This window comes from Xanthomonas sp. CFBP 8152 (assembly GCF_014199025.1).
Taxonomy (GTDB): domain Bacteria; phylum Pseudomonadota; class Gammaproteobacteria; order Xanthomonadales; family Xanthomonadaceae; genus Xanthomonas; species Xanthomonas arboricola_B.
Map to the genome: position 1 here is coordinate 43,623 of NZ_JACHNO010000004.1, position 19,814 is coordinate 63,436.

Consider the following 19,814-nt stretch of genomic DNA (forward strand, 5'->3'; position numbering starts at 1 on the left):
GCAACGGGCGCGTGAAGGGCGACTGTTACACTTTGCGCCGCCGTTTTGGAATCCGTCGGGCGGGTCATCTGGTTTCAGATGACATGCACCGGGTCCCAGCCACCCTTTCCGGGCACGCCATGACCAGTACTGCTGCACTCTCTTCTCCCGACTCTGCCAACACGCCGGAGCTCGGCCGGGTGGATGCGGATTACACGCTGGAGCACAAGTACACGCGCGCCGATGGGCGCATCTACCTGTCCGGCGTGCAGGCGCTGGTGCGGCTGCCGTTGATGCAACGCCTGCGCGATGACGCCGCGGGCCTTGCGACTGCCGGCTTCATCAGCGGCTATCGCGGCAGCCCGCTGGGCGGTTTCGATCTGGAACTGTGGCGTGCGCGCAAGCATCTGGACGCGGCCGGGGTGACCTTCACCCCCGGCCTCAACGAAGACCTGGCCGCCACCATGGTCTGGGGCACCCAGCAGACCAACCTGTTCCCCGGTGCCAAGGTGCAAGGCGTCTACGGCATGTGGTACGGCAAGGGCCCGGGCGTGGACCGCAGCGGCGATGTGTTCAAGCACGGTAACGCCGCCGGCACCTCGCCGTATGGCGGCGTGCTGGCATTGGCCGCCGACGACCATGCCTGCCGCAGCTCGACCCTGCCGCACGGCTCGGAAGAGGAATTCGTCAGCGCGATGATGCCGATCCTCAACCCGGCCGGGGTGCAGGACATCCTGGACATGGGCCTGCTCGGTTGGGCGATGAGCCGCTATACCGGGCGCTGGGTCGGCTTCAAGACCATCGCCGAAACGGTGGAATCGTCGGCCTCGGTGGATGTGGATCCGTTCGCACGCAGCATCGTGCTGCCGGAGGACTTTGCGCTGCCGCCGGGCGGCCTGAGCATCCGCTGGCCGGATCCGCCGGTGGATCAGGAAATGCGCCTGCACCGCTATGCGATCGCCGCCGCGCAGGCCTTCGCACGCGCCAACCAGATCGACAAAGTGGTGCTGGATTCGCCGCATGCGCGGCTGGGCATCGTCACCACCGGCAAGAGCTATCTGGACGTGCTGCAGGCACTGGAGTATCTCGGCCTGGATGCGCAGGCCTGCGCGCAGATCGGCATCCGCGTGTACAAGGTCGGCATGACCTGGCCGCTGGAGCCGGTGGGCATCAGCGCGTTCGCGCGCGGGCTCGACGACATCGTGGTGGTGGAAGAGAAAAAAGCCTTCATCGAGCGCCAGATGAAGGAGCTGTTCTACAACTGGCCGGCCAGCGCCGGTGCGCGGCCGAGCATCGTCGGCAAGTACGACGAGCAGGGCGCATGGATCCTGCCGTCCACCGGCGAGCTGACCCCGGCCACGATCGCGGCGGTGATCGGCAAACGCATCCAGCGCTTTGCGCTGCCGTCCAGCGCGATGACCGAGTCGATCGAACACCGGCTGCGCTGGATGGACAGCAAGGAGGCCGAAATGGCCTTGCCGCGCGCGCTGTTTCCGCGCGTGCCGCATTACTGCTCCGGCTGCCCGCACAACACCTCCACGGCGGTGCCGGAAGGATCGCGTGCGCTGGGCGGCATCGGTTGCCATTACATGGTGACCTGGATGAACCGCTCCACCGACACCTTCACCCATATGGGCGGCGAGGGCGTGACCTGGTCGGGGCAGGCGCCGTTCACCGAGACGCCGCACGTGTTCCAGAACCTGGGCGACGGCACCTATTTCCACAGCGGCTCGCTGGCGATCCGGCAGTCGGTCGCCACCGGCGTCAACATCACCTACAAGATCCTCTACAACGATGCGGTGGCGATGACCGGCGGGCAGCCGGTGGACGGCACGCTCACCGTGCCGGATATCGCGCACCAGCTGCGCGCCGAAGGCATCCACACCATTGCGGTGGTCAGCGACGACATCGGCAAATGGACGCGCCGGCGCGAGCGCTTCCCCGGCGAGGTGGCGTTCCACGATCGCAGCGAACTGGATGCGGTGCAGCAGCAGCTGCGCACGGTCAAGGGCGTGTCGATCCTGATCTACGACCAGACCTGCGCCACCGAAAAGCGCCGCCGTCGCAAGCGCGGCAAGCTGATCGACCCGCCCAAACGCGTCATGATCAATTCGCTGGTATGCGAAGGCTGCGGCGATTGCGGCGAAAAGAGTTTCTGCGTGTCAGTGCTGCCCAAGGACACCGAATTCGGCCGCAAGCGGCAGATCGACCAATCCAATTGCAACAAGGATTATTCCTGTGTGTCCGGCTTTTGCCCGAGCTTTGTCACCGTGCATGGCGGTGCGCCGCGCAAGGGCATGCAGCGCGATGCCAGCGCCTTGCTGGACGACCTGCCCGCACCGCCGCAACGCACCACGCTGGAACAGCCCTGGAACATCCTGATCACCGGCGTCGGCGGTACCGGCGTGGTGACCATCGGCGCACTGCTCGGCATGGCCGGGCACCTGGAAGGCAAGGGCGCCACGGTGCTGGACCAGACCGGCCTGGCACAGAAGGGTGGCGCGGTGACCACGCATATCCGCATCGCGCGCCTGCCGGCCGATATCCACGCGGTGCGCATCGCTGCCGGCGAAGCGGATCTGGTGCTGGGCTGCGACATGGTGGTGGTCAACGATTACTGGGCCCTGTCCAAGGTGCGCGACGGGCGCACCCAGGTGGTGCTCAACACCTACGAAGCGATGCCGGGCAACTTCACCACCCAGCCGGATCTGCAGTTCCCCGCTGCCGAGATCATCGCCGGCGTGCGCACCGCATTGGGCGGCCAGGAGCCGTTGTTGCTGGATGCCACGCAACTGGCGACCGCGCTGCTGGGCGATGCGATCGCCAGCAACCTGTTCGTGCTTGGCTATGCCTGGCAACACGGGTTGGTGCCGTTGTCGCACGCGGCGCTGATGCGCGCGATCGAGCTCAATGGCGCGGCGGTGGCGATGAACCAGCAGGCATTTGCGTGGGGGCGACTGGCCGCGATCGACCTGCCGGCGGTGCAGCAGGCGGCGGGGCTGCGCAAGGGTGGCGAGCTCGCGCACGCGCGAGGCGATACGCCGCCAGCGCGCGCACCCGGCAGCTGGGAAGAACACGATCTCGGCGGGCAGACTGCGCCGCGTGCGCTGGCGCAAAGCGACAGCAACACGCTGCATGGCGATGTCGATGCGCCGACGCATCCGCTCGACGACGAACAACTGGCCCAGTCGCTGGATGAAGCCATCGCGCGACGTGTGGCGTTTCTGACCGACTACCAGGATGCCGCCTACGCACAGCGCTACCGCAGCCTGGTCGAGCGCGTACGCACGCACGAAGCGCACCATGCGCCCGGCAGCAGCGCATTGAGCGAGGCAGTGGCGCGTTACTTCTTCAAGCTGATGGCCTACAAGGACGAATACGAAGTGGCGAGGCTGTATACGCGTGGCGACTTCCAGCGCCGGCTGCAGCAGCAGTTCGAAGGCGACTACACGCTGCGCTTCCATCTGGCACCGCCGCTGCTGGCCAGGAAGGATGCGCACGGCCACGCGATCAAGCGCGAATACGGGCCGTGGATGTTCACTGCCTTCAAACTGCTGGCGCGTCTGAAGTTCCTGCGCGGCGGCAAGCTGGATGTGTTCGGCTACAGCGCCGAACGGCGTGGCGAGCGTCAGCTGATTGCCGATTACGCGGCGACGGTGGACACGCTGCTGCAACGGCTGGATGCCGACAACGTCGGCCTGGCCGCGCAGATCGCCAGCATTCCCGAGCATATCCGCGGCTATGGGCATATCAAGCACGCGCACCTGCAGGAAGCCAGGGCACGCGAAGCGGCGCTGCTGGTGCAATGGCGCAATCCCAAGGCCTTGCATGTGGTGCAGGCGGCGTAGGGCAGACGGATTGGCGCTGCGGTGTGAACCTTGCGCGCTGATCCGCTGGCGCGTTGTCGGTAATGCTGCAACGCCAAGCTGGTGCGTTGTGAATCAGATCTCGCGCACTGGGCGCTGCTGCGGCAAGTGATCGCGTTCGCGCATGACATCGGCCAGCGCATGCTGCGTGGATGCGCTGCCGGCGCCATGATCGGCGTTGCAACCTGTCCCTGCCGCGTACGAGCAGCGCTGCGCATGCAGCGCCCCACCCGTCATTCGAAATGCTGCCCACGTCTCAGGCGGACCGGGCCACGCACCGTGCTCAGGTCGACCGCTTGGCCGCGCTGAGTAATCTGCACCACGTCCTTGCCCGCCAGATCCGCGGCAACCGTGCGTATCTGCGGCATCAGGGCGCGCCAGCGCGCTTCGTCATCGCCGAGCGCGCGGGCGACCTCGGACGGGCAGATCGATTGCTCCGGCAGCCGGCGCGCCAGCAGCGCGCGGATGGTCGCGACGATCTGCGTGTCGTCGATCCGTTGCACGCCAGACGCCGGAGCTCAGAGCGGGCGCAGCACGCGTAGGCCGAACCAGTCCTTGGCATCGTTCCAGCCGTGGGTGACCTTCAGCCCGGCGGCGGCGGCGAGTTTGGCAAAGCGCGCGTCGGTGTACTTGTAGCTGTACTCCACCTGCATCGCCTCGCCCTCGGCGAAGGCGAACTCCTGGCCGCCCACACGCACGCGCTGTGCGCGCTGGCTGATCAGGAAGGTTTCGATCCGGCCGCGCTCGCGCGCATACACCGCGTGGTGGCGGAAGCCTGCCAGATCGAAGTCGCTGCCGATCTCGCGGTTGAGCCGCGCCAGCAGATTCAAGGTGAACTCGGCAGTGACGCCGGCCGCATCGTTGTAGGCGGCCTCGATCAGGCCGGCATCCTTGTCCAGATCGATGCCGATCAGGGCGCACCCGTCGCTGCCCATGGTCTGGCGCATCGCATCCAGCAACTCGACGGCGGCGTCATCGGTGAAATTGCCCAGCGTCGAGCCGGGGAAAAACACCAGATGCCGGCGCGCCGGGCGTTGCGCCTGCGGCAGCTGCAGCGGCTTGGTGAAGTCGGTGCACACCGGCAGCATCTGGATCTGCGGGAACTGCTGTGCCAGCCGCGCGGTGCTGTCGAGCAAGGCGGTACGCGAGATTTCCAGCGGCGTATAGGCCACCACATCGCGCAGGCCCTGCAGCAGCAATTCGGTCTTGCGCCCGCTGCCGCTGCCGTATTCGACCACGTGCACGCCAGCGCCGATCGCCTGCGCGATCGAGGCCATGCTGGCCTCCAGCAACGTCAGTTCGGTGCCGGTGAGGTAATACTCGGGCTGTCGGGTGATCGCCTCGAACAACTGCGAGCCGTGCGCATCGTAGAAATACTTCGACGGCAGCGTCTTGGGCGTTTGCGACAGGCCGGCCAGCGCGTCGGCCGTGATGTCGTCCGGTTGCGGGCGCAGGTCGGTCAGCGCGGCGTGCGCGCGTTGCATGGCATGGGCGGCGGCGTTCAAGGCAGATCCTTGGCAAGGCGCACGCCGGCAAACTGCCAACGCGCATCGGAGGGAAAAAAGTTGCGGTAACTGGCGCGGATATGGCTGGCCGGCGTGGCACAGCTGCCACCGCGCAGCACCCACTGCGCATTCATGAATTTGCCGTTGTACTCGCCCAGCGATCCGGGCCATGGCGCAAAGCCGGGATACGGCAGGTACGCGCTGCCGGTCCATTCCCAGACGTCGCCGAACAGCTGCTGCAGGCCGGTATCCACCGCGTCGGCGCCGCGCGGATGCAACGCGTTGGTATCGACGAAATTGCCCTGCACGGCCACACCGGTGGCGGCCTGTTCCCACTCGGCTTCGGTGGGCAGGCGCGCGCCGGCCCAGCGTGCAAAGGCGTCGGCTTCGAACAGGCTCAGATGGCATACCGGCGCATGCGCATCGCGCGGGCGCCAGCCATCCAGGGTGAACTCGCGTCCGTCCGCGTCCCAATACAGCGGCTGCTGCCAGCCTTGCGCCTGCACCATCGCCCAGCCGTCGCTGAGCCAGGCGCCGGCATTGCGGTAGCCACCGGCATCGATGAACTGCTGAAACTCGGCGTTGCTGACCACCCGATGCGCCAACGCATGCGCGCCCACCAGCACGCGGTGACGCGGCGACTCGTTGTCGTAGGCGAAGGTGTCGGCCTGCGGCCATGCCGCCGCACCGATCTCCACGATCTGTTCGTCGCGCGCCTGCCAGCGCAGCGTGCTGGCGACGGCAGCAGGCGGTGCGGGCGCGTCGCGGTACGCTGGCTGCAGCGGGTTGCTCCACAGCGCATGCTTGATGTCGGTCAACAGCAATTCCTGGTGCTGCTGCTCGTGCTGGATGCCGAGCTGCACGATAGTGCAGGCCTGCGCATCCAACACCCCATCGCGCAGGCGCTGCTGCATCTGCGTATCGACCGCGGCCCGGTAGTCGCGCACCTGCTGCAACGATGGCCGCGACAGCACTCCGCGGCGCGCGCGCGCGTGAATCGGGCCTACGCTCTGGTAGTAGCTGTTGAACAGAAAATCCCAGGCCGGATCGAAAACGCGGTAGGCCGGATCGGCCTGCAGCACGAAGCGTTCGAAAAACCAGGTGGTATGTGCCAGATGCCATTTGCCGGGGCTGGCGTCGGGCATGCTCTGCACCATTGCGTCTTCAGCGCTCAGGGGTGCGGCGAGGCGGTCGCTCAGCGCGCGGGTCTGCGCGTAGCGTTCCAGCAGCGTCAACTGCTGTTGCTGGTGGCGGCCCAGCAGAGGTGAGAGTGCAGACATCGCCATATGCTTGAGGAGCGCCTGTGAACGCGCCGTGTCGGCAACGTGGCAGCCAGCGGTAAGCTGTCGCCATGTCTTCTTTTTCTCTGTCCAGCCTGCTCCACGCGCCCGTCGAATGGGAATGCCGCCAGCAGGCATTTGCGTTGCCTGGCGACATCATCTATCTGGATGCCGCCTCGCGCGGCCCGCTGCTGCGCGCGGTGCAAGCGGTCGCGCATCAGGCGGTGGATGCGCTGGCTACCCCGTGGCGGCTGCCGTTCGATGCCTGGCTGCAGGACATCGAGCGTTTGCGCACGCTCGCTGCAGGCGTGTTCGACGACGATGCCGACGGCGTGGCGATGCTGCCCTCGGCCGCGCACGGCCTGGCCACGGCCGCACGCAATCTGCCGTTGCAACGCGGCGAGGCGGTGCTGCTGCTGGAAGGCCAGTTCCCCTCCAATCTGCTGATCTGGCAACGCCGCTGTGCCGAGGTGGGCGCGCACCTCGTGGCGGTGGCCACTGCCAGTGGCGATGCCTTGACCGCGGCGGTGCTGCAGGCCATCGCCGACACGGCTGCGTTGCGCATCGTGACGTTGCCGCATGCGTACTGGCTGGATGGACGACAGCTCGATCTGGACCGCATCAGCGCCGCGGTGCACGCACGCGGTGCGGCGCTGGTGCTGGATCTGAGCCAGAGCCTGGGCGTGCTGCCGACCGACCTGCCGCGCTGGCGGCCGGATTTCGTGGTCAGCGTCGGCCACAAATGGCTGCTGGGGCCGATGGGGCTGGCCTGGCTGTGGGTGGCCCCGCAATGGCGGGCGCATGGGGTGCCGATCGAGGAACACTGGATCGGCCGCGATGCCGGCAGCAGCTGGGAGTTTCCGGTCGCCCGAGCGCCGTCCTATCGCAGCGGCGCGCGGCGGTTCGATGCCGGCGGCGTCGCCGATCCGTTGCGGATCGCGATGGCGACCGTGGCCTTGCAGCAGGTCGCTGCCTGGCAGCCAGCGCGCATCGGGCAGGCGCTGGCTGCGCTCACCGCGCAGTGGGATGCGGCGCTGCAGGGGCGTGGCCTGGGCAGCTGGTGCACGCCTGCTCACGCGCCGCATCTGACCGCATTGCAACCGCCGGCAAACCGACTGGATGCGGTGGCGACGACGTTCGGCGAATGCGGGGCGATCTGCACACGCCGCCACGGACGTCTACGGATCGCACCGCACGTCAATGTCACCGAGGATGCGCTCTCAGCCCTGATCGCAGCGCTGCCAGACGAGTAACCGTAGCAGCGGACCTGGCCGCGACCGGGCTTACCCGATAGCGCCCCGTCGCGGCCGGGTCCGCTGCTACGTGCTCAGCTGCGTTGGCGGATGCGCAACCCACGCGGCGTGACCCAGCGCTCCAGGCCTTCGAATACCGCCTGCACGATCAGCGCAAGCACCGCCGCAGGAATCGCGCCTTCCAGGATCAAGCCGATGTCGTCCAGGCGGATGCCGGTGAGGATCGGTTGGCCGTAGCCGCCTGCGCCGATCAACGCGCCGAGCGTGGCGGTGCCCACGTTGATCACCGCCGCGGTCTGGATGCCGGCCACGATGGTGCGACGCGCCAGCGGCAGTTCCACCCGCCACAGGCGCGTCCATGCCGGCAGCCCGATCGCCTGGGCGGTCTGACGCAACTCGCGCGGGATCGAGGTCAGCCCGGCATGCGTGTTGCGCACGATCGGCAGCAGGCTGTAGAGCAACAACGCGGCAATCGCCGGTTTTGCACCGATGCCGAACAAGGGAATCATGAAGACGAACACCGCCAGCGACGGCAAGGTCTGCAGCACGCCGGTCAACGACAGCACCACCTGCCCGAGCCGCTGCCGCCGTGCCGCCAGCACACCCAGCGGCAACGCGATCAGCAACGCAAGCCCCAACGAGATGCCGACCAGGGCCAGATGCTCGCGCGTATGCCGCAGCAGACGCGCCACACGCGAGTCGGCTGCCGATGCGGGCGCAACGCCCAGCCACTGCGCGGCAACGGATGCCTCGGACCGACGCTCTAGCTTCACCTGTGCGTTGAGCCGCTGCATGGTCGCCTCGTCGATGCGCCCCTGCAGCCCCTGCAACGCCTTGAGCATCGCCGGTGAGCGCTGCGCCAGCTCCTTGCGATACAGGAACACCGCCTGGTAATCGGGAAAGTAATGGCGGTCGTCGCGCAGCACCTGCAGCCGGTAATACGGAATTTCCGCATCGGTGCTGTACAGATCGGTGACCTCGATCGCCCCGCTCTGCAGCGCGCGATAGGCCAGATCGTGATCCAGCCCGGTCGCGGTCTGCGGCAGTGCATAGGCGGCGCGTACCCCCGGCCAGCCATCGGCGCGCTGCATGAACTCGTTGCTCAGGCCGATCTTGAGCGCCGGATGCCGTGCCAGATCCGACATCGATGCGATGCCAAGCGCCTGCGCGCGCTCGACGCGCATGCCAAAGGCATAGGTGTTCTGGAAGCCGAGCGAGTCGGTCATCGCCAGCCCACGCGCGTCCAGTGCGGCGCGCAGTTCGGCCTGGCTGGCCTTGGGCAGCTGCAGCAGTTCCTGCGCCAGCGTGCCGGTGTATTCGGCGTACGCATCGATCTGCCCGGTCTCCAGCGCGCGCCACAGGATGCGCGTGCCACCGAGCTGCGCGCGGTGTTGCACGTCCACGCCGTCGCGCTGCCCGGCGGCGGTGGCGATCTCGCCCAGCAGCACGGCCTCGGTGAAGTTCTTCGAGCCGATCGTCACCTGCGCGGCCTGCGCACCGACGCTTGCGATCAGCAGGGCAACGGCGAACAGCACGCGCGCGATCATGCGGCGTCGCCGATGCTGCGCTGCGCAGTGAGAAAGCGCTGCACGAACGAATCGGCCGGCTGTTCCAGCAGGCTGCGTGCACTGCCCTGCTGCACCACCTGGCCGGCCCGCATCAGCACCAGGGTGTCGGCCAGGTAGGCGGCTTCGGCTACGTCGTGCGTCACCAGCACCACGGTCTTGCCGAGCTGGGCGAACAGCGCGCGCATCTGCGCCTGCAGGTCGTAACGCACGATCGGGTCGAGCGCGCCCAGCGGCTCGTCCAGCAGCAGGGCCGGTGGATCCAGCATCAGCGCACGGATCAATCCCACGCGCTGGCGTTGACCGCCGGACAGCTCGGCCGGATAACGCGCCAGCAGCTCCGGCGGCAGCTGGCAGAGCGCGCATAGGGTCTGCAGGCGTTGGTCGATGCGCTGCCGCGTCCAGCCCAGCGTCTGCGCCAGCAACACCACGTTGCTGCGTGCATCCAGATGCGGAAACAGCCCACCTTCCTGAATCACATAGCCGATGCGCTGGCGCTGCGCCTGCAGGCCGGCGCGTTGCAGCGGCGCACCATCGAAGGCGACCGTGCCGCTGTCCGGCCACTCCAGCCCCACCAGCATCCGCAACACGGTGGACTTGCCGGCGCCGCTGGGGCCGATCAAGGCGGTGGTGATGCCACTGGCGAACTGCAGGGAGACGGTGTCGAGGGCAATGGCCTGGCCGTAGCGCCGGCTGACCTGGTCGAGAGTGAACATGCGCTCGAGCTTGCCGAATGCAGCGTCAGACACGCGCGAAGGTGCATCAGCGCGGCGGCGCCAGTAACTCGCGCGCGCTCAGGTAACCGTCGCCGTTGGCATCCTGCCGCGCGAAACGCTCGATCAGCGTGGCGCGATGCGCGGCGCGGGTGATCGGCGTGCCGCGGCGGCCAGGCAGTTCGTCACCCTGCAGCACGCCGTCATGGTCCAGGTCGCGCTGGTCGAAGGCATAGCTCATCCAGGCCAGATACTCATCGCGACTGACGCGGCCATCGCCATCGGTATCCATGCGTTGCAGGTACTGCTGGCTGTCCTGCACCTGGGCATGCGCTTGCATAGAAAAACCCGGAGCGCACACGACGCACGCCGTCAGCAGTCCGCGTGCGATCGAACCATACGATCCACGCACGCGCACATCAGCACGCGTGCCACCACGATTACGCGCCACTCAGCGCATAACCCTTCAGCCGCGCTGCATAGGCCTGCAAGGCAGCATTGCCGCTGGCTTCGGCTTCGTGACACCACTGCTGCAAATGTTTGAGCCGTTCGGACGCATCGTGGCTGCGCGCTTCCAGTACGGCACTCAGACGTGCGCGGTACTCGACCAGCGTGCGCATGCGCGGGCGCTCGGCCACCCAGCGCTGCAGTTGCGCACGCGCATCGGGCTTGAGCCAACGTCCGTCATCGACCAGGCCCCTGCGCAGCCGCCGCGGCAACAGTTGCCGCAACTTGGCGCCGGTGGCCGCAGCTTCTTCGCGCAACGCCGGGGTGAACACATTGCGCTGGTAATCGGTCATGGCCTGGAAGCGATGCGAGAGCAAGGCCTTGAGCGTGTCGGCATCGGGCACGGCGATGTTGGGGCGGATGTCCAGCGACGGCGCCACGCGCAGCACCTTGGCCAGACCGATCGCCTGCAACCCGCGAATGGCGACCCAGCCGATATCCAGCTCCCAGCGCCGCATCGAAAACCGCGCCGAGCTCGGGAACGCATGGTGGTTGTTGTGCAGTTCCTCGCCACCGATCCACAGCGCCCATGGCGTGAGGTTGGTGGAGGTGTCGGCCGACTCGAAATTGCGATAGCCCCACCAGTGGCCCAGGCCATTGACCACGCCGGCGGCCCAGAACGGAATCCACGCCATCTGGATCGCCCACAACGCGATGCCGGGCAAACCGAACAGCACCGCGTTGATCACCAGCAGCGCGATCGGGCCGGCATTGGCATGCGGGGTGTACAGATGCCGCTCGATCCAGTCGGTGGGCGCGCCCTTGCCGTACTGCTCGATGTCGGCACGCTGCGCGCGCGCTTCGCGGTACAGCTCCACGCCGCGCCAGAACACCTGGCTGATGCCCTTGGTCTGCGGGCTGTGCGGGTCTTCCTCGGTCTCGACCTTGGCGTGATGCTTGCGATGGATCGCCACCCATTCGCGGGTGATCATCGAGGTGGTCAGCCAGGTCCAGAAGCGGAAGAAGTGCGCCACCACCGGATGGAAGTCCACACCGCGATGGGCCTGGCTGCGGTGCAGGTACAAGGTCACCGCGAAGATGGTGACCTGGGTGAACACCAGCAGCACCGCCAGCATGCCCCACACGCCCAGCCCGGCCACGCCGGAAGTCAGAACGTCGATGATCGGGTCGGACAACATCGGCATCTCCACAGCGGCGCCATTGATTTGGTTGTTAGAGACATGATGGGGGCGATGGCGGCAAACTTCACCCTTCGGATGCGTAGGGGTCGCCCTGCATTCCTAAAGCGGTTCACACGTCCCTTTCCCCACTGCGCCTGATGTCACCCGTATGACGGTTACTGCCGAGATGTCCACCGATCCTGTTGCTGTTGCGAACCCCACTCCGTTGATCGAGCTCGACCAGGCCAGCGTGATGCGCGGCCAGGTGCGCGTGCTGCATGCGCTCAGCCTGCGTATTGCGCTTGGGCAGCACACCGCCATCCTCGGCCCCAATGGCTGTGGCAAATCCTCCTTCATCAAGCTGATCACCCGCGAGCTGTATCCGCTGGTGCGCGCCGATGGCCAGGCGGCGGTGAAAGTGCTCGGGCAGACACGCTGGCAGGTGGATCGCCTGCGCGCGCAGCTGGGCATCGTCACCGGCGACCTCAGCGTCAACCTGGCCGACATGCCGGGGCTGGATGTGGAAAGCGCGGTGCTGTCCGGTTTCTTCGCCAGCTATGTGGTGCCACCGCACCGCGAGATCAGCGACGACATGCGCGCACGGGCACGTGAGGCATTGGCCCTGGCGCGCGCCTTGCCGTTGCTGGACCGGCAATTTGCCGAACTGTCGGCCGGCGAAACCCGCCGCGTGCTGATCGCACGTGCGCTGGTCAATCGCCCGCAGGCGCTGCTGCTGGACGAGCCGTCCACCGGCCTGGACCTGGTGGCGCGCCAGCACCTGCTCGACAGCATGCGTCACCTGGCCCGGCAAGGCATCACGCTGATCCTGGTGACCCACCACATCGAGGAAATCGTGCCGGAGATCGCACGGGTGATCCTGCTGCGTGCCGGCACCGTCGTGGCCGATGGCCCGCGCGATGCGCTGCTCACCGACGCCCGCCTGTCGGACGTGTTCGGCGGCCCGGTGCGGGTGCAGCGCGACGGCGAGCGCTATTGGGCGACGGTAGGCGAGTAAGGGCCACCCGCCCGCAGCGCGCGGGCCGCACGCCTTGCGCAAGCTGCGAGACGACACCCGGCATTGCGTCAGCGACGCGCGCCGGACAGGCCGCAACCGCGCCCAACCGCGCCCTCCAGGCATGACCTTGGACACGGGACGCCTTGGTGGCGGCTGCGCTTAGACTCGTCGCACGCACAGACAGGAGTCGTCCCGATGGCCCAGTGGTACTTGCATGTTCCCGGACAGGCCGATCGCATCGGCCCGCTCGACGATGCCAGCGCCCGCGCGCATGCCCAGCGCCAGCCCGACGCGCTGGCCTGGCGCGACGGACTCGATGGCTGGACGCCGGCCCGCCAGCTGGCCGAGCTGCAGGGCGGCAGCGGCCTGCCGCCCCCGCTGACCGGTGCAGCCGGGCGCGCCGACGAGATCGACTACCGCATCGTCGGCAACGACATGCAATTCGTGGAGGTCGAGCTGGACCCGGGCGAAAGCGCCATCGCCGAGGCCGGCGCGCTGATGTACAAGGACGCCGCGGTGCAGATGGACACCGTGTTCGGCGACGGCTCGCATGCCGGCCAGAGCGGCGGCGGCGGCTTGATGGGCAAGCTGCTGTCGGCCGGCAAGCGCGTGGTCACCGGCGAGAGCATGTTCACCACGGTGTTCACCCATGCCGGCAGCGGCAAGGCCAGGGTCGCGTTCGCCGCGCCCTATCCGGGCACGGTACTGGCGCTGCGCCTGTCCGAGCATGGCGGGCAACTGATCTGCCAGAAGGACAGCTTCCTGGCCGGCGCGCGCGGCGTGTCGCTGGGGATCGCGTTCCAACGCAAGATCCTCACCGGCCTGTTCGGCGGCGAGGGCTTCATCATGCAGAAGCTCGAAGGCGACGGCTGGGTCTTCGTGCATGCCGGCGGCACCGTGGTGGAACGCGAACTCGGCCCCGGCGAACGCATCGATGTGGACACCGGCTGCGTGGTCGCCTACCACGCCGGCGTGGACATGGACGTGCGCCGCGTCGCCGGCCTGAAGAGCATGTTCTTCGGCGGCGAAGGCGTGTTCCTGGCCACCCTGACCGGCCCTGGCAAGGTGTGGCTGCAATCGCTGCCGTTCTCGCGCATGGCCGGTCGCATGCTGGCCGCCGCCCCGCAGGCCGGCGACCAGCAACGCGGCGAAGGCTCGGTGCTGGGCGGCCTGGGGCGGTTGCTGGATGGCGATAACCGGTTTTGATGGGGTGAAGCGGCAGGCGCGCGTGCCGGCACCCTTGTCCCGCCGGGAGAAGGTGGCGCGTAGCGCCGGATGAGGGGACGGGCGAAGCCTGCTGCGATCCCATGTGGCCTCGCTTCTTAACCTCCCCCCGCTCCGCGCCCCTGGCCCGTGCAGGTGGCTGCGGTCATCGCCCGAATGAACCGGCTCGCCCTTCTTGCCGGGACAAGGCAGTGCAACGCCTGCAAACGATGCCGTTCTGAACAATCTCCACGCACGCCAACCATCAGCGCCGCCGTGACGGCACGCGTGTATTCTCCCTCGCCTTTCCCATCGACGTTTTCGCCATGACCGCGCTCCGCCGCCCCCGCTCTCTCGCCTTGATGTCGTTGCTCGGTCTGCTCTGCGCCTGCGGTGGCGAACCGCGACCGGCGGCACCGGCGCCGGTCGTGCAGGCACCGTCTGCCGGCACGGTCAAGCCGGTGAAGATCGGCGTGGCGCTCGGTGGCGGCGCGGCCAAGGGCTTTGCGCATATCGGCGTGATCAAGATGCTCGAGGCCAACGGCTTTGCGCCGGTGGTGGTGTCGGGCACCAGCGCCGGCAGCGTGGTCGGGGCGTTGTATGCCAGCGGCATGGACGCGTTCCAGATGCAGGAAAAGGCCGTTGCGCTCGACCAGACCAGCATCCGCGACGTGCGGATCTTCTCCGGCGGCCTGGTGCAGGGCCAGAAGCTGCAGGACTACGTCAACGAGCAGCTCGGCGGCAAGCCGATCGACAAGTTGCGCAAGCCGTTCGCGGCGGTCGCCACGCGGCTGGAAGACGGCGAGCGCACCGTGTTCGTGCGCGGCAATGCCGGCCAGGCGGTGCGTGCGTCCAGCAGCATCCCCGGCGTGTTCGAGCCGGTGACCATCGGCCAATACCACTATGTGGACGGTGGCGTGGTCAGCCCGGTGCCGGTGGATGCGGCGCGCCAGCTCGGTGCGGAGTTCGTGGTGGCGGTGGATATTTCCAGCAAGGCCAGCGGCAGGAATCCCGGCGATCTGCTCGGCACCGTCAACCAGTCGATCTCGATCATGGGCCAGCGCCTGGGCGAGGCCGAACTCAAGCGTGCCGACGTGGTGATCCGCCCCAAGGTCAACGACATCGGCTCGGCCGATTTCAACCAGCGTGGCGCGGCCATCCTGGAAGGCGAGCGTGCCGCGATGGCGGCCATGCCGCAGATCCGCGCCAAGATCGCGCAGTTGCAGGCGCAGCGCAGCAGTGCCACCCGCACCGCCGCCGAGCAGGCTGCCGCCGCCAAGGCGGAAGCGTATCGCCGCTGTCTGCAAGAGCGCTCGCGCTGGCAGAAACTGCGCGGCAAGGACGAGGCCTGCGTGGCGCCGTGAGGCGGATGCAGTGCGAGGTCATGCGGAGCTGATGCGGGTGTCGCGCGAGGTCATGCGGAGCTGAGCGGGCGCGGGGTGCCTGTTTCGAGACGCGCGCTGTTAGGGCCGACGCGTGGGGCGACTGCGTTGTTGGATGCCTTGTGTTGATGCACCGAGCGGATGCCGGACAGGGGTGCGGCGGTTCTTTTCGGTGCGCTGGGGCGTGTCGGGATGGGGTCGCGGCCGGGGCCGCTCCTACGAGGGTGCGGCGGTCTTTGGGTGTATCGGCGCGACGTCGGCACGGCCAGCGCCGCTCTTGTAGGAGCGGCCCTGGCCGCGAGGCCTTACCCGTAGTAACCCCTGGACTTCACCGGCAACGCATCAACCCCGGACGTCATCGGCGACGCCTCAATAGCGCCAACGCAACGACACGCTGACAAACCGCGGCTCGCCGTAGTTCTGGTAATCCAGGTTGGCCCAGTAGGTCTTGTCGAAGGCATTGCGTACCGCCAGCGTGGCGGTCCATTGCTCGCTGATGCGGTAGTTGGCGTTGAAATGCACCAGCGCGTAGGGGTTCTGCACCACGGTCACCGGCGTGGTGGCGCCGGTGCCGTCGCCGGTGGGGCGCGCGATGTTGAAGCCGCGCACCGCGCTCTGCCAGCTGACCCCGCCGCCGATGCTCAGGCGCTCCCAGGCGCCGGGCAGGCGCAGCTGCGTGGACAGCTGCAGGTAATCCTCGGGCAGGTTGGCGTAGATCGCAGCGGTGGGCGGGCGCGTCACCTTGACGTGGGTAAAGCCGGCATTGACGGTCCAGCCGGGCAGGATCTCGCCGTTAAAATCCATTTCCCAGCCACGGCTCTTGGTGCCGTTGATGCCGATGTAGGCCGAATTGCCGTCCGGCAGCGAGGATTCCGGCTGGGTCATGTCGCGCACGGCGAAGTTGTCCTGCTTGGCCTCGAACACGGCGGCGGTGGCCATCGCACGGCCGTCGAGCAGCTGCGCCTTGATGCCGGCTTCCAGGTTGGAGCCTTCCACCGGGGCGAGCAGGTTGTTGTCCTTGTCGCGGTAATTCTGCGGGTTGAAGATTTCGGTGTAGCTGGCGTAGAGCGACACCTCCGGCACGATGTCGTAGACCAGTCCCACATACGGGGTGACTTCGTCGCTCACCTCGTACCGGCCGCTGGTGCCGGTGTAGGCGCCGCTGGCATTGAAGGCCTGGGTGCGGGTTTCCCAGGAGCTCAGGCGTGCGCCGGCGATCAGCGACAGCGGGTCGGCCAGGCGCAACCGGGTGGAGGCATACACGCCACGCTGCGTGGTGCGCGCCTCGCTGCGGCGGCCGTTGCGCGCATAGGTCACCTCGGGGATATCGCCATCCCAGTTGCGGATGTCGGGGATGAAATAGCAACGTTCGCTGCCGCAGGTGGACCAGTCGGCGGGATAGGTCTGCGCGACGCCATAGGAGGTCGACTGCAGATCCTGCCAGCTGCCGCCGACCACTACATCGTGCTGGTGGCCGAACAACGAGAAACCGCCGGACAGGTACACGTCCACGCCATCGCGCGCGTCGCTGGTTTCGCCGGCAGCGGTGCGCAGGAACATGCCGCTGCCATCGGCGGCCGGATAACCGGTGCCGTAGACGCGCAGGCTCTGCACATCGCCCTTGGTGTGCGCGTAGTTGACGCGCAGCAGCCAGTCCTCGCCGAAGCGCTGCTCCAGGTTGGCGAAAGCGGTGCTGGTCTCGCGCTGCCAGCGGCTCCACTTGGGCGCCATGTTGGTCGAACGCGGCAGGTTGGCAGGCGAACCATCGGCGGCGAAGAACGGCACCGTGCCCCAGGTCGAGCCGACGGGGGTGTTGTCCTGGCGCTGATAGCCGACGGTGAGCGTGGTGCTGTCGGTCAGATCGCCTTCCAGCACCGCCATGCCCGACATCTTGTTGTCGTGGTAGCGGTCGTAGTAGTAGTCGCGGTCCTGCCAGGCGGCGACCACGCGGCTGCGCCAGCGCCCGTCTTCGGTCAGCGGCGCATTGACGTCGGCCTGCATGCGGCGGAAATCCCAGGTGCCGGCGCTCACCGCAAACGAGGCATCGAAGTCCTTGCCCGGGCGCTTGCGCAGCAGGTTGACGGTGGCCGAGGGAATGCCGGCGCCGGTGAGCAGGCCGTTGGCGCCGCGGATCACCTCGATGCGGTCGTAGAAGACCGTGTCGTATTCCTGGTTGGTCGCACCGCTGTAGGTGGGCAGGCCATCGACCTGGAAGTCGGTGATCTGGAAGCCGCGTGCGAAATACAACGGGCGCTGGGTGTCGTAGAACGACACATTGACGCCAGTGACGTTGCGCATCACATCGTCGATGCTGAACAGCGATTGCTCTTCCAGCCGCTGCAGCCCGATCACGCTGACCGATTGCGGCGTTTCCTGCAGGGTCAGCGGCAGGCGCGTGGTGGTGGCCGGCTGTGCGCGGCTCACCGCGCCGTTGACATTGACCTGGTCCAGCGTCTTGGCATTGCTTGCATCGGCGGCATCGGCGGCACGGGCAGCGCAGGGCGTCAGCGCCAACGCGCATAGCAAGGCAGCGGACAACGTGGCCAGGGGAGCGGAAATCGCGGGCATTGGAGGGTTTCTCATCGATCGGTGCGGGACGCGTGGCGTCACGGGGAAGAAAAGCGCAGGCATGCGCGGCGCGTCCCACTCGGGCGACGAGCTGGCTGGCCCTGCAGGGCTGGCGGATCGGCGAGAAGACATGCCGGACGCGGCCGGATGTTACGCAAATGTAAATCGTTATCGTTTGAGAGGCAAGTCACACTGCGCGCGCGCCCTGCCTTGCATCTCGCCGGATCACCCCAGATGCGAGAGCGGCAGGCCTTCCGGCGCCTTCACCGTGCGCAGGACGAAGCTGGAATTGACGTCGGACACGCCGGTCGCATTGAGCAGGCGGTCGAGCAGGAAGCGCGAGAAATGCTCCAGATCGCGCACCTGCACCTGCAACAGGTAATCCATGTCGCCGGTGAGCGCCCAACAGGCCACCACCTCGTCCCAGCCGCGCACGCCATCGGCGAAATGTTCGATATCGGCCTGGCCGTGCTGCTCCAGCTGCACCCGCACGAAGGCCTGCAGCCCCAGCCCCAGCGCCTTAGCATCCAGGCGCGCGCCGTAGCCGGCGATGATGCCGGCCGCCTCCAGCCGCTGGGTGCGGCGCAGGCAGGCCGAGGCCGACAGATTGACCTGCACCGCCAGCTCCGCATTGCTGCTGCGGCCCTGCGTCTGCAGCAGGGCGAGCAGGCGCAGATCGGTGCGGTCCAGGGCGATTGGCTGGTCCATATGTTGCGCAGCAGCAGAGGAAGACGCACGAATCTTGCGCCTTCAAACACTGGACACGCAAGATTCGCAATCCCGTTGCGCGGCCGTCGGGCTAAGGTGAGCGCTGATCATCGGGAACTGCCGCCGCATGAACATCGCACCGCAACGCGTCGAGAATCAGCTCACCGACAAGGGCTATGTGCCGGTCTACACCACCGCCGTGGTCGAGCAGCCGTGGGATGGCTACAGCGCCGACGACCACGCCACCTGGGGCACCCTGTATCGCCGCCAGCGCGCGCTGCTGGTGGGGCGCGCCTGCGACGAGTTCCTGCAGGCGCAGGATGCGATGGGCATGGGCGAGACCCACGTTCCGCGATTCGATGCGCTCAATACGGTGCTGCAGGCGGCCACCGGCTGGACCCTGGTCGGCGTGCAGGGCCTGCTGCCGGAGCTGGATTTCTTCGAGCATCTGGCCAACAGGCGCTTCCCGGTGACATGGTGGATCCGCCGCCCCGATCAGATCGACTACATCGCCGAACCGGACCTGTTCCATGACCTGTTCGGGCACGTGCCGCTGCTGATGAATCCGCTGTTTGCCGACTTCATGCAGGCCTACGGCCGTGGCGGGGTCAAGGCGCACGGCATCGGCGCGGACGCGCTGCAGAATCTCACCCGCCTGTATTGGTACACGGTCGAATTCGGCCTGATCGCCACGCCGCAGGGGCTGCGCATCTTTGGCGCCGGCATTGTGTCGTCCAAGGGCGAATCGCTGCATTCGCTGGAATCGCCGGTGCCCAACCGGATCGGCTTCGACCTGCAGCGCATCATGCGCACGCGCTACCGCATCGACAGCTTCCAGAAGACCTATTTCGTCATCGACAGCTTTGCGCAATTGATGCACGCCACCGCGCCGGATTTCACTCTGATCTATGCCGATCTTGCGCAGCAGGCGCAGGTGCCGGCCGGCGACGTGCTGGACACCGATCAGGTTCTTCAGCGCGGCAGTGGCGACGGCTGGAGTCGCGACGGCGACGTGTGAGGGGTGCGTGGGACGGCGCTGGATCGCGTCGATCCAGGATCGGCGCGCGAGCGCAGCTGCCTCACCGCCGCATCCGCTGCACCGACTCGACACCACCGCCGACGCGCACTATGGTCAAACCTCCCCACACC

15 protein-coding genes are annotated in these 19,814 nt (G+C 67.4%); 6 read left to right on the forward strand and 9 right to left on the reverse strand.

The window, feature by feature from the left end; genetic code table 11:
• The first annotated feature begins 83 nt into the window (after nt 1–83).
• Nucleotides 84–3,827 (forward strand): indolepyruvate ferredoxin oxidoreductase family protein, encoded by a 3,744-nt coding sequence (locus FHT09_RS15705; protein ID WP_181141367.1) that lies wholly within the window; start codon nt 84–86, stop codon nt 3,825–3,827.
• A gap of 251 nt (nt 3,828–4,078) precedes the next feature.
• Here the strand turns inward: FHT09_RS15705 and FHT09_RS15710 are convergent, their stop codons facing one another.
• The 3 genes from FHT09_RS15710 to egtB are packed head-to-tail and all read right to left on the reverse strand — an operon-like array spanning nt 4,079 to nt 6,636.
• Entirely contained in the window at nt 4,079–4,348 is a 270-nt protein-coding gene (locus FHT09_RS15710) for a DUF3253 domain-containing protein (protein ID WP_104606671.1), read from the reverse strand.
• Nucleotides 4,349–4,363: 15 nt separating this feature from the next.
• On the reverse strand, nt 4,364–5,350 hold the full coding sequence (gene egtD, locus FHT09_RS15715; protein ID WP_104606670.1) for an L-histidine N(alpha)-methyltransferase: 987 nt from the start codon (nt 5,348–5,350) through the stop codon (nt 4,364–4,366).
• Entirely contained in the window at nt 5,347–6,636 is a 1,290-nt protein-coding gene (egtB, locus tag FHT09_RS15720; RefSeq protein WP_181141366.1) for an ergothioneine biosynthesis protein EgtB, read from the reverse strand. The genes egtD and egtB overlap by 4 nt, the downstream gene beginning before the upstream one ends.
• A 65-nt stretch (nt 6,637–6,701) precedes the next feature.
• Between egtB and FHT09_RS15725 the strand changes: the two genes are divergently transcribed.
• Nucleotides 6,702–7,883 (forward strand): aminotransferase class V-fold PLP-dependent enzyme, encoded by a 1,182-nt coding sequence (locus tag FHT09_RS15725; RefSeq protein WP_104606669.1) that lies wholly within the window; start codon nt 6,702–6,704, stop codon nt 7,881–7,883.
• A gap of 74 nt (nt 7,884–7,957) precedes the next feature.
• Here FHT09_RS15725 and FHT09_RS15730 read toward each other — a convergent pair whose 3' ends face one another.
• The 4 genes from FHT09_RS15730 to FHT09_RS15745 are packed head-to-tail and all read right to left on the reverse strand — an operon-like array spanning nt 7,958 to nt 11,807.
• Entirely contained in the window at nt 7,958–9,430 is a 1,473-nt protein-coding gene (locus tag FHT09_RS15730; RefSeq protein WP_104606668.1) for a glycine betaine ABC transporter substrate-binding protein, read from the reverse strand.
• A complete protein-coding gene (locus FHT09_RS15735; protein ID WP_039529173.1) occupies nt 9,427–10,164 on the reverse strand; it encodes an ATP-binding cassette domain-containing protein in 738 nt (245 codons plus the stop codon). The genes FHT09_RS15730 and FHT09_RS15735 overlap by 4 nt, the downstream gene beginning before the upstream one ends.
• Before the next feature lie 46 nt (nt 10,165–10,210).
• Nucleotides 10,211–10,612 (reverse strand): calcium-dependent protein kinase 21, encoded by a 402-nt coding sequence (locus tag FHT09_RS15740; RefSeq protein ID WP_104606667.1) that lies wholly within the window; start codon nt 10,610–10,612, stop codon nt 10,211–10,213.
• Nucleotides 10,602–11,807, reverse strand: coding sequence for a fatty acid desaturase (locus tag FHT09_RS15745; protein ID WP_104606700.1), 1,206 nt, complete (start codon nt 11,805–11,807; stop codon nt 10,602–10,604). The genes FHT09_RS15740 and FHT09_RS15745 overlap by 11 nt, the downstream gene beginning before the upstream one ends.
• Nucleotides 11,808–11,958: 151 nt before the next feature.
• On the opposite strand from FHT09_RS15745, the gene FHT09_RS15750 reads away from it, so the two are divergent.
• The 3 genes from FHT09_RS15750 to FHT09_RS15760 all read left to right on the forward strand — a co-directional run bounded on the left by FHT09_RS15750 (nt 11,959) and on the right by FHT09_RS15760 (nt 15,371).
• Entirely contained in the window at nt 11,959–12,804 is an 846-nt protein-coding gene (locus FHT09_RS15750) for an ATP-binding cassette domain-containing protein (protein ID WP_104606666.1), read from the forward strand.
• A gap of 195 nt (nt 12,805–12,999) precedes the next feature.
• The gene (locus FHT09_RS15755; protein ID WP_104538966.1) at nt 13,000–14,010 is read left to right on the forward strand and encodes a TIGR00266 family protein; all 1,011 of its coding nucleotides are present in this window, start codon (nt 13,000–13,002) and stop codon (nt 14,008–14,010) included.
• Nucleotides 14,011–14,333: 323 nt separating this feature from the next.
• Nucleotides 14,334–15,371, forward strand: coding sequence for a patatin-like phospholipase family protein (locus FHT09_RS15760; RefSeq protein ID WP_104538967.1), 1,038 nt, complete (start codon nt 14,334–14,336; stop codon nt 15,369–15,371).
• A 387-nt stretch (nt 15,372–15,758) separates the two neighbouring features.
• Here FHT09_RS15760 and FHT09_RS15765 read toward each other — a convergent pair whose 3' ends face one another.
• Both FHT09_RS15765 and FHT09_RS15770 read right to left on the reverse strand, forming a co-directional pair.
• Complete coding sequence (locus tag FHT09_RS15765; protein WP_104606665.1) at nt 15,759–17,957, reverse strand: TonB-dependent siderophore receptor; 2,199 nt, start codon at nt 17,955–17,957, stop codon at nt 15,759–15,761.
• A gap of 225 nt (nt 17,958–18,182) precedes the next feature.
• Nucleotides 18,183–18,665, reverse strand: coding sequence for an Lrp/AsnC family transcriptional regulator (locus tag FHT09_RS15770; RefSeq protein WP_016901223.1), 483 nt, complete (start codon nt 18,663–18,665; stop codon nt 18,183–18,185).
• A gap of 127 nt (nt 18,666–18,792) precedes the next feature.
• Here FHT09_RS15770 and phhA point away from each other — a divergent pair, with 127 nt between their 5' ends.
• Nucleotides 18,793–19,683, forward strand: coding sequence for a phenylalanine 4-monooxygenase (gene phhA / locus FHT09_RS15775; protein WP_104606664.1), 891 nt, complete (start codon nt 18,793–18,795; stop codon nt 19,681–19,683).
• The last annotated feature ends 131 nt before the right edge of the window (nt 19,684–19,814 follow it).

Bases quoted from the DNA above. Each gene is read 5' to 3' on its own strand.
- FHT09_RS15705 (WP_181141367.1), top strand. From the start codon at position 84: ATGCACCGGGTCCCAGCCACCCTTTCCGGGCACGCCATGACCAGTACT.
- egtB (WP_181141366.1), bottom strand. From the start codon at position 6,636: ATGGCGATGTCTGCACTCTCACCTCTGCTGGGCCGCCACCAGCAACAG.
- FHT09_RS15725 (WP_104606669.1), top strand. From the start codon at position 6,702: ATGTCTTCTTTTTCTCTGTCCAGCCTGCTCCACGCGCCCGTCGAATGG.
- FHT09_RS15730 (WP_104606668.1), bottom strand. From the start codon at position 9,430: ATGATCGCGCGCGTGCTGTTCGCCGTTGCCCTGCTGATCGCAAGCGTC.
- FHT09_RS15735 (WP_039529173.1), bottom strand. From the start codon at position 10,164: ATGTTCACTCTCGACCAGGTCAGCCGGCGCTACGGCCAGGCCATTGCC.
- FHT09_RS15745 (WP_104606700.1), bottom strand. From the start codon at position 11,807: ATGTTGTCCGACCCGATCATCGACGTTCTGACTTCCGGCGTGGCCGGG.
- FHT09_RS15750 (WP_104606666.1), top strand. From the start codon at position 11,959: ATGACGGTTACTGCCGAGATGTCCACCGATCCTGTTGCTGTTGCGAAC.
- FHT09_RS15755 (WP_104538966.1), top strand. From the start codon at position 13,000: ATGGCCCAGTGGTACTTGCATGTTCCCGGACAGGCCGATCGCATCGGC.
- FHT09_RS15760 (WP_104538967.1), top strand. From the start codon at position 14,334: ATGACCGCGCTCCGCCGCCCCCGCTCTCTCGCCTTGATGTCGTTGCTC.
- FHT09_RS15765 (WP_104606665.1), bottom strand. From the start codon at position 17,957: ATGCCCGCGATTTCCGCTCCCCTGGCCACGTTGTCCGCTGCCTTGCTA.
- FHT09_RS15770 (WP_016901223.1), bottom strand. From the start codon at position 18,665: ATGGACCAGCCAATCGCCCTGGACCGCACCGATCTGCGCCTGCTCGCC.
- phhA (WP_104606664.1), top strand. From the start codon at position 18,793: ATGAACATCGCACCGCAACGCGTCGAGAATCAGCTCACCGACAAGGGC.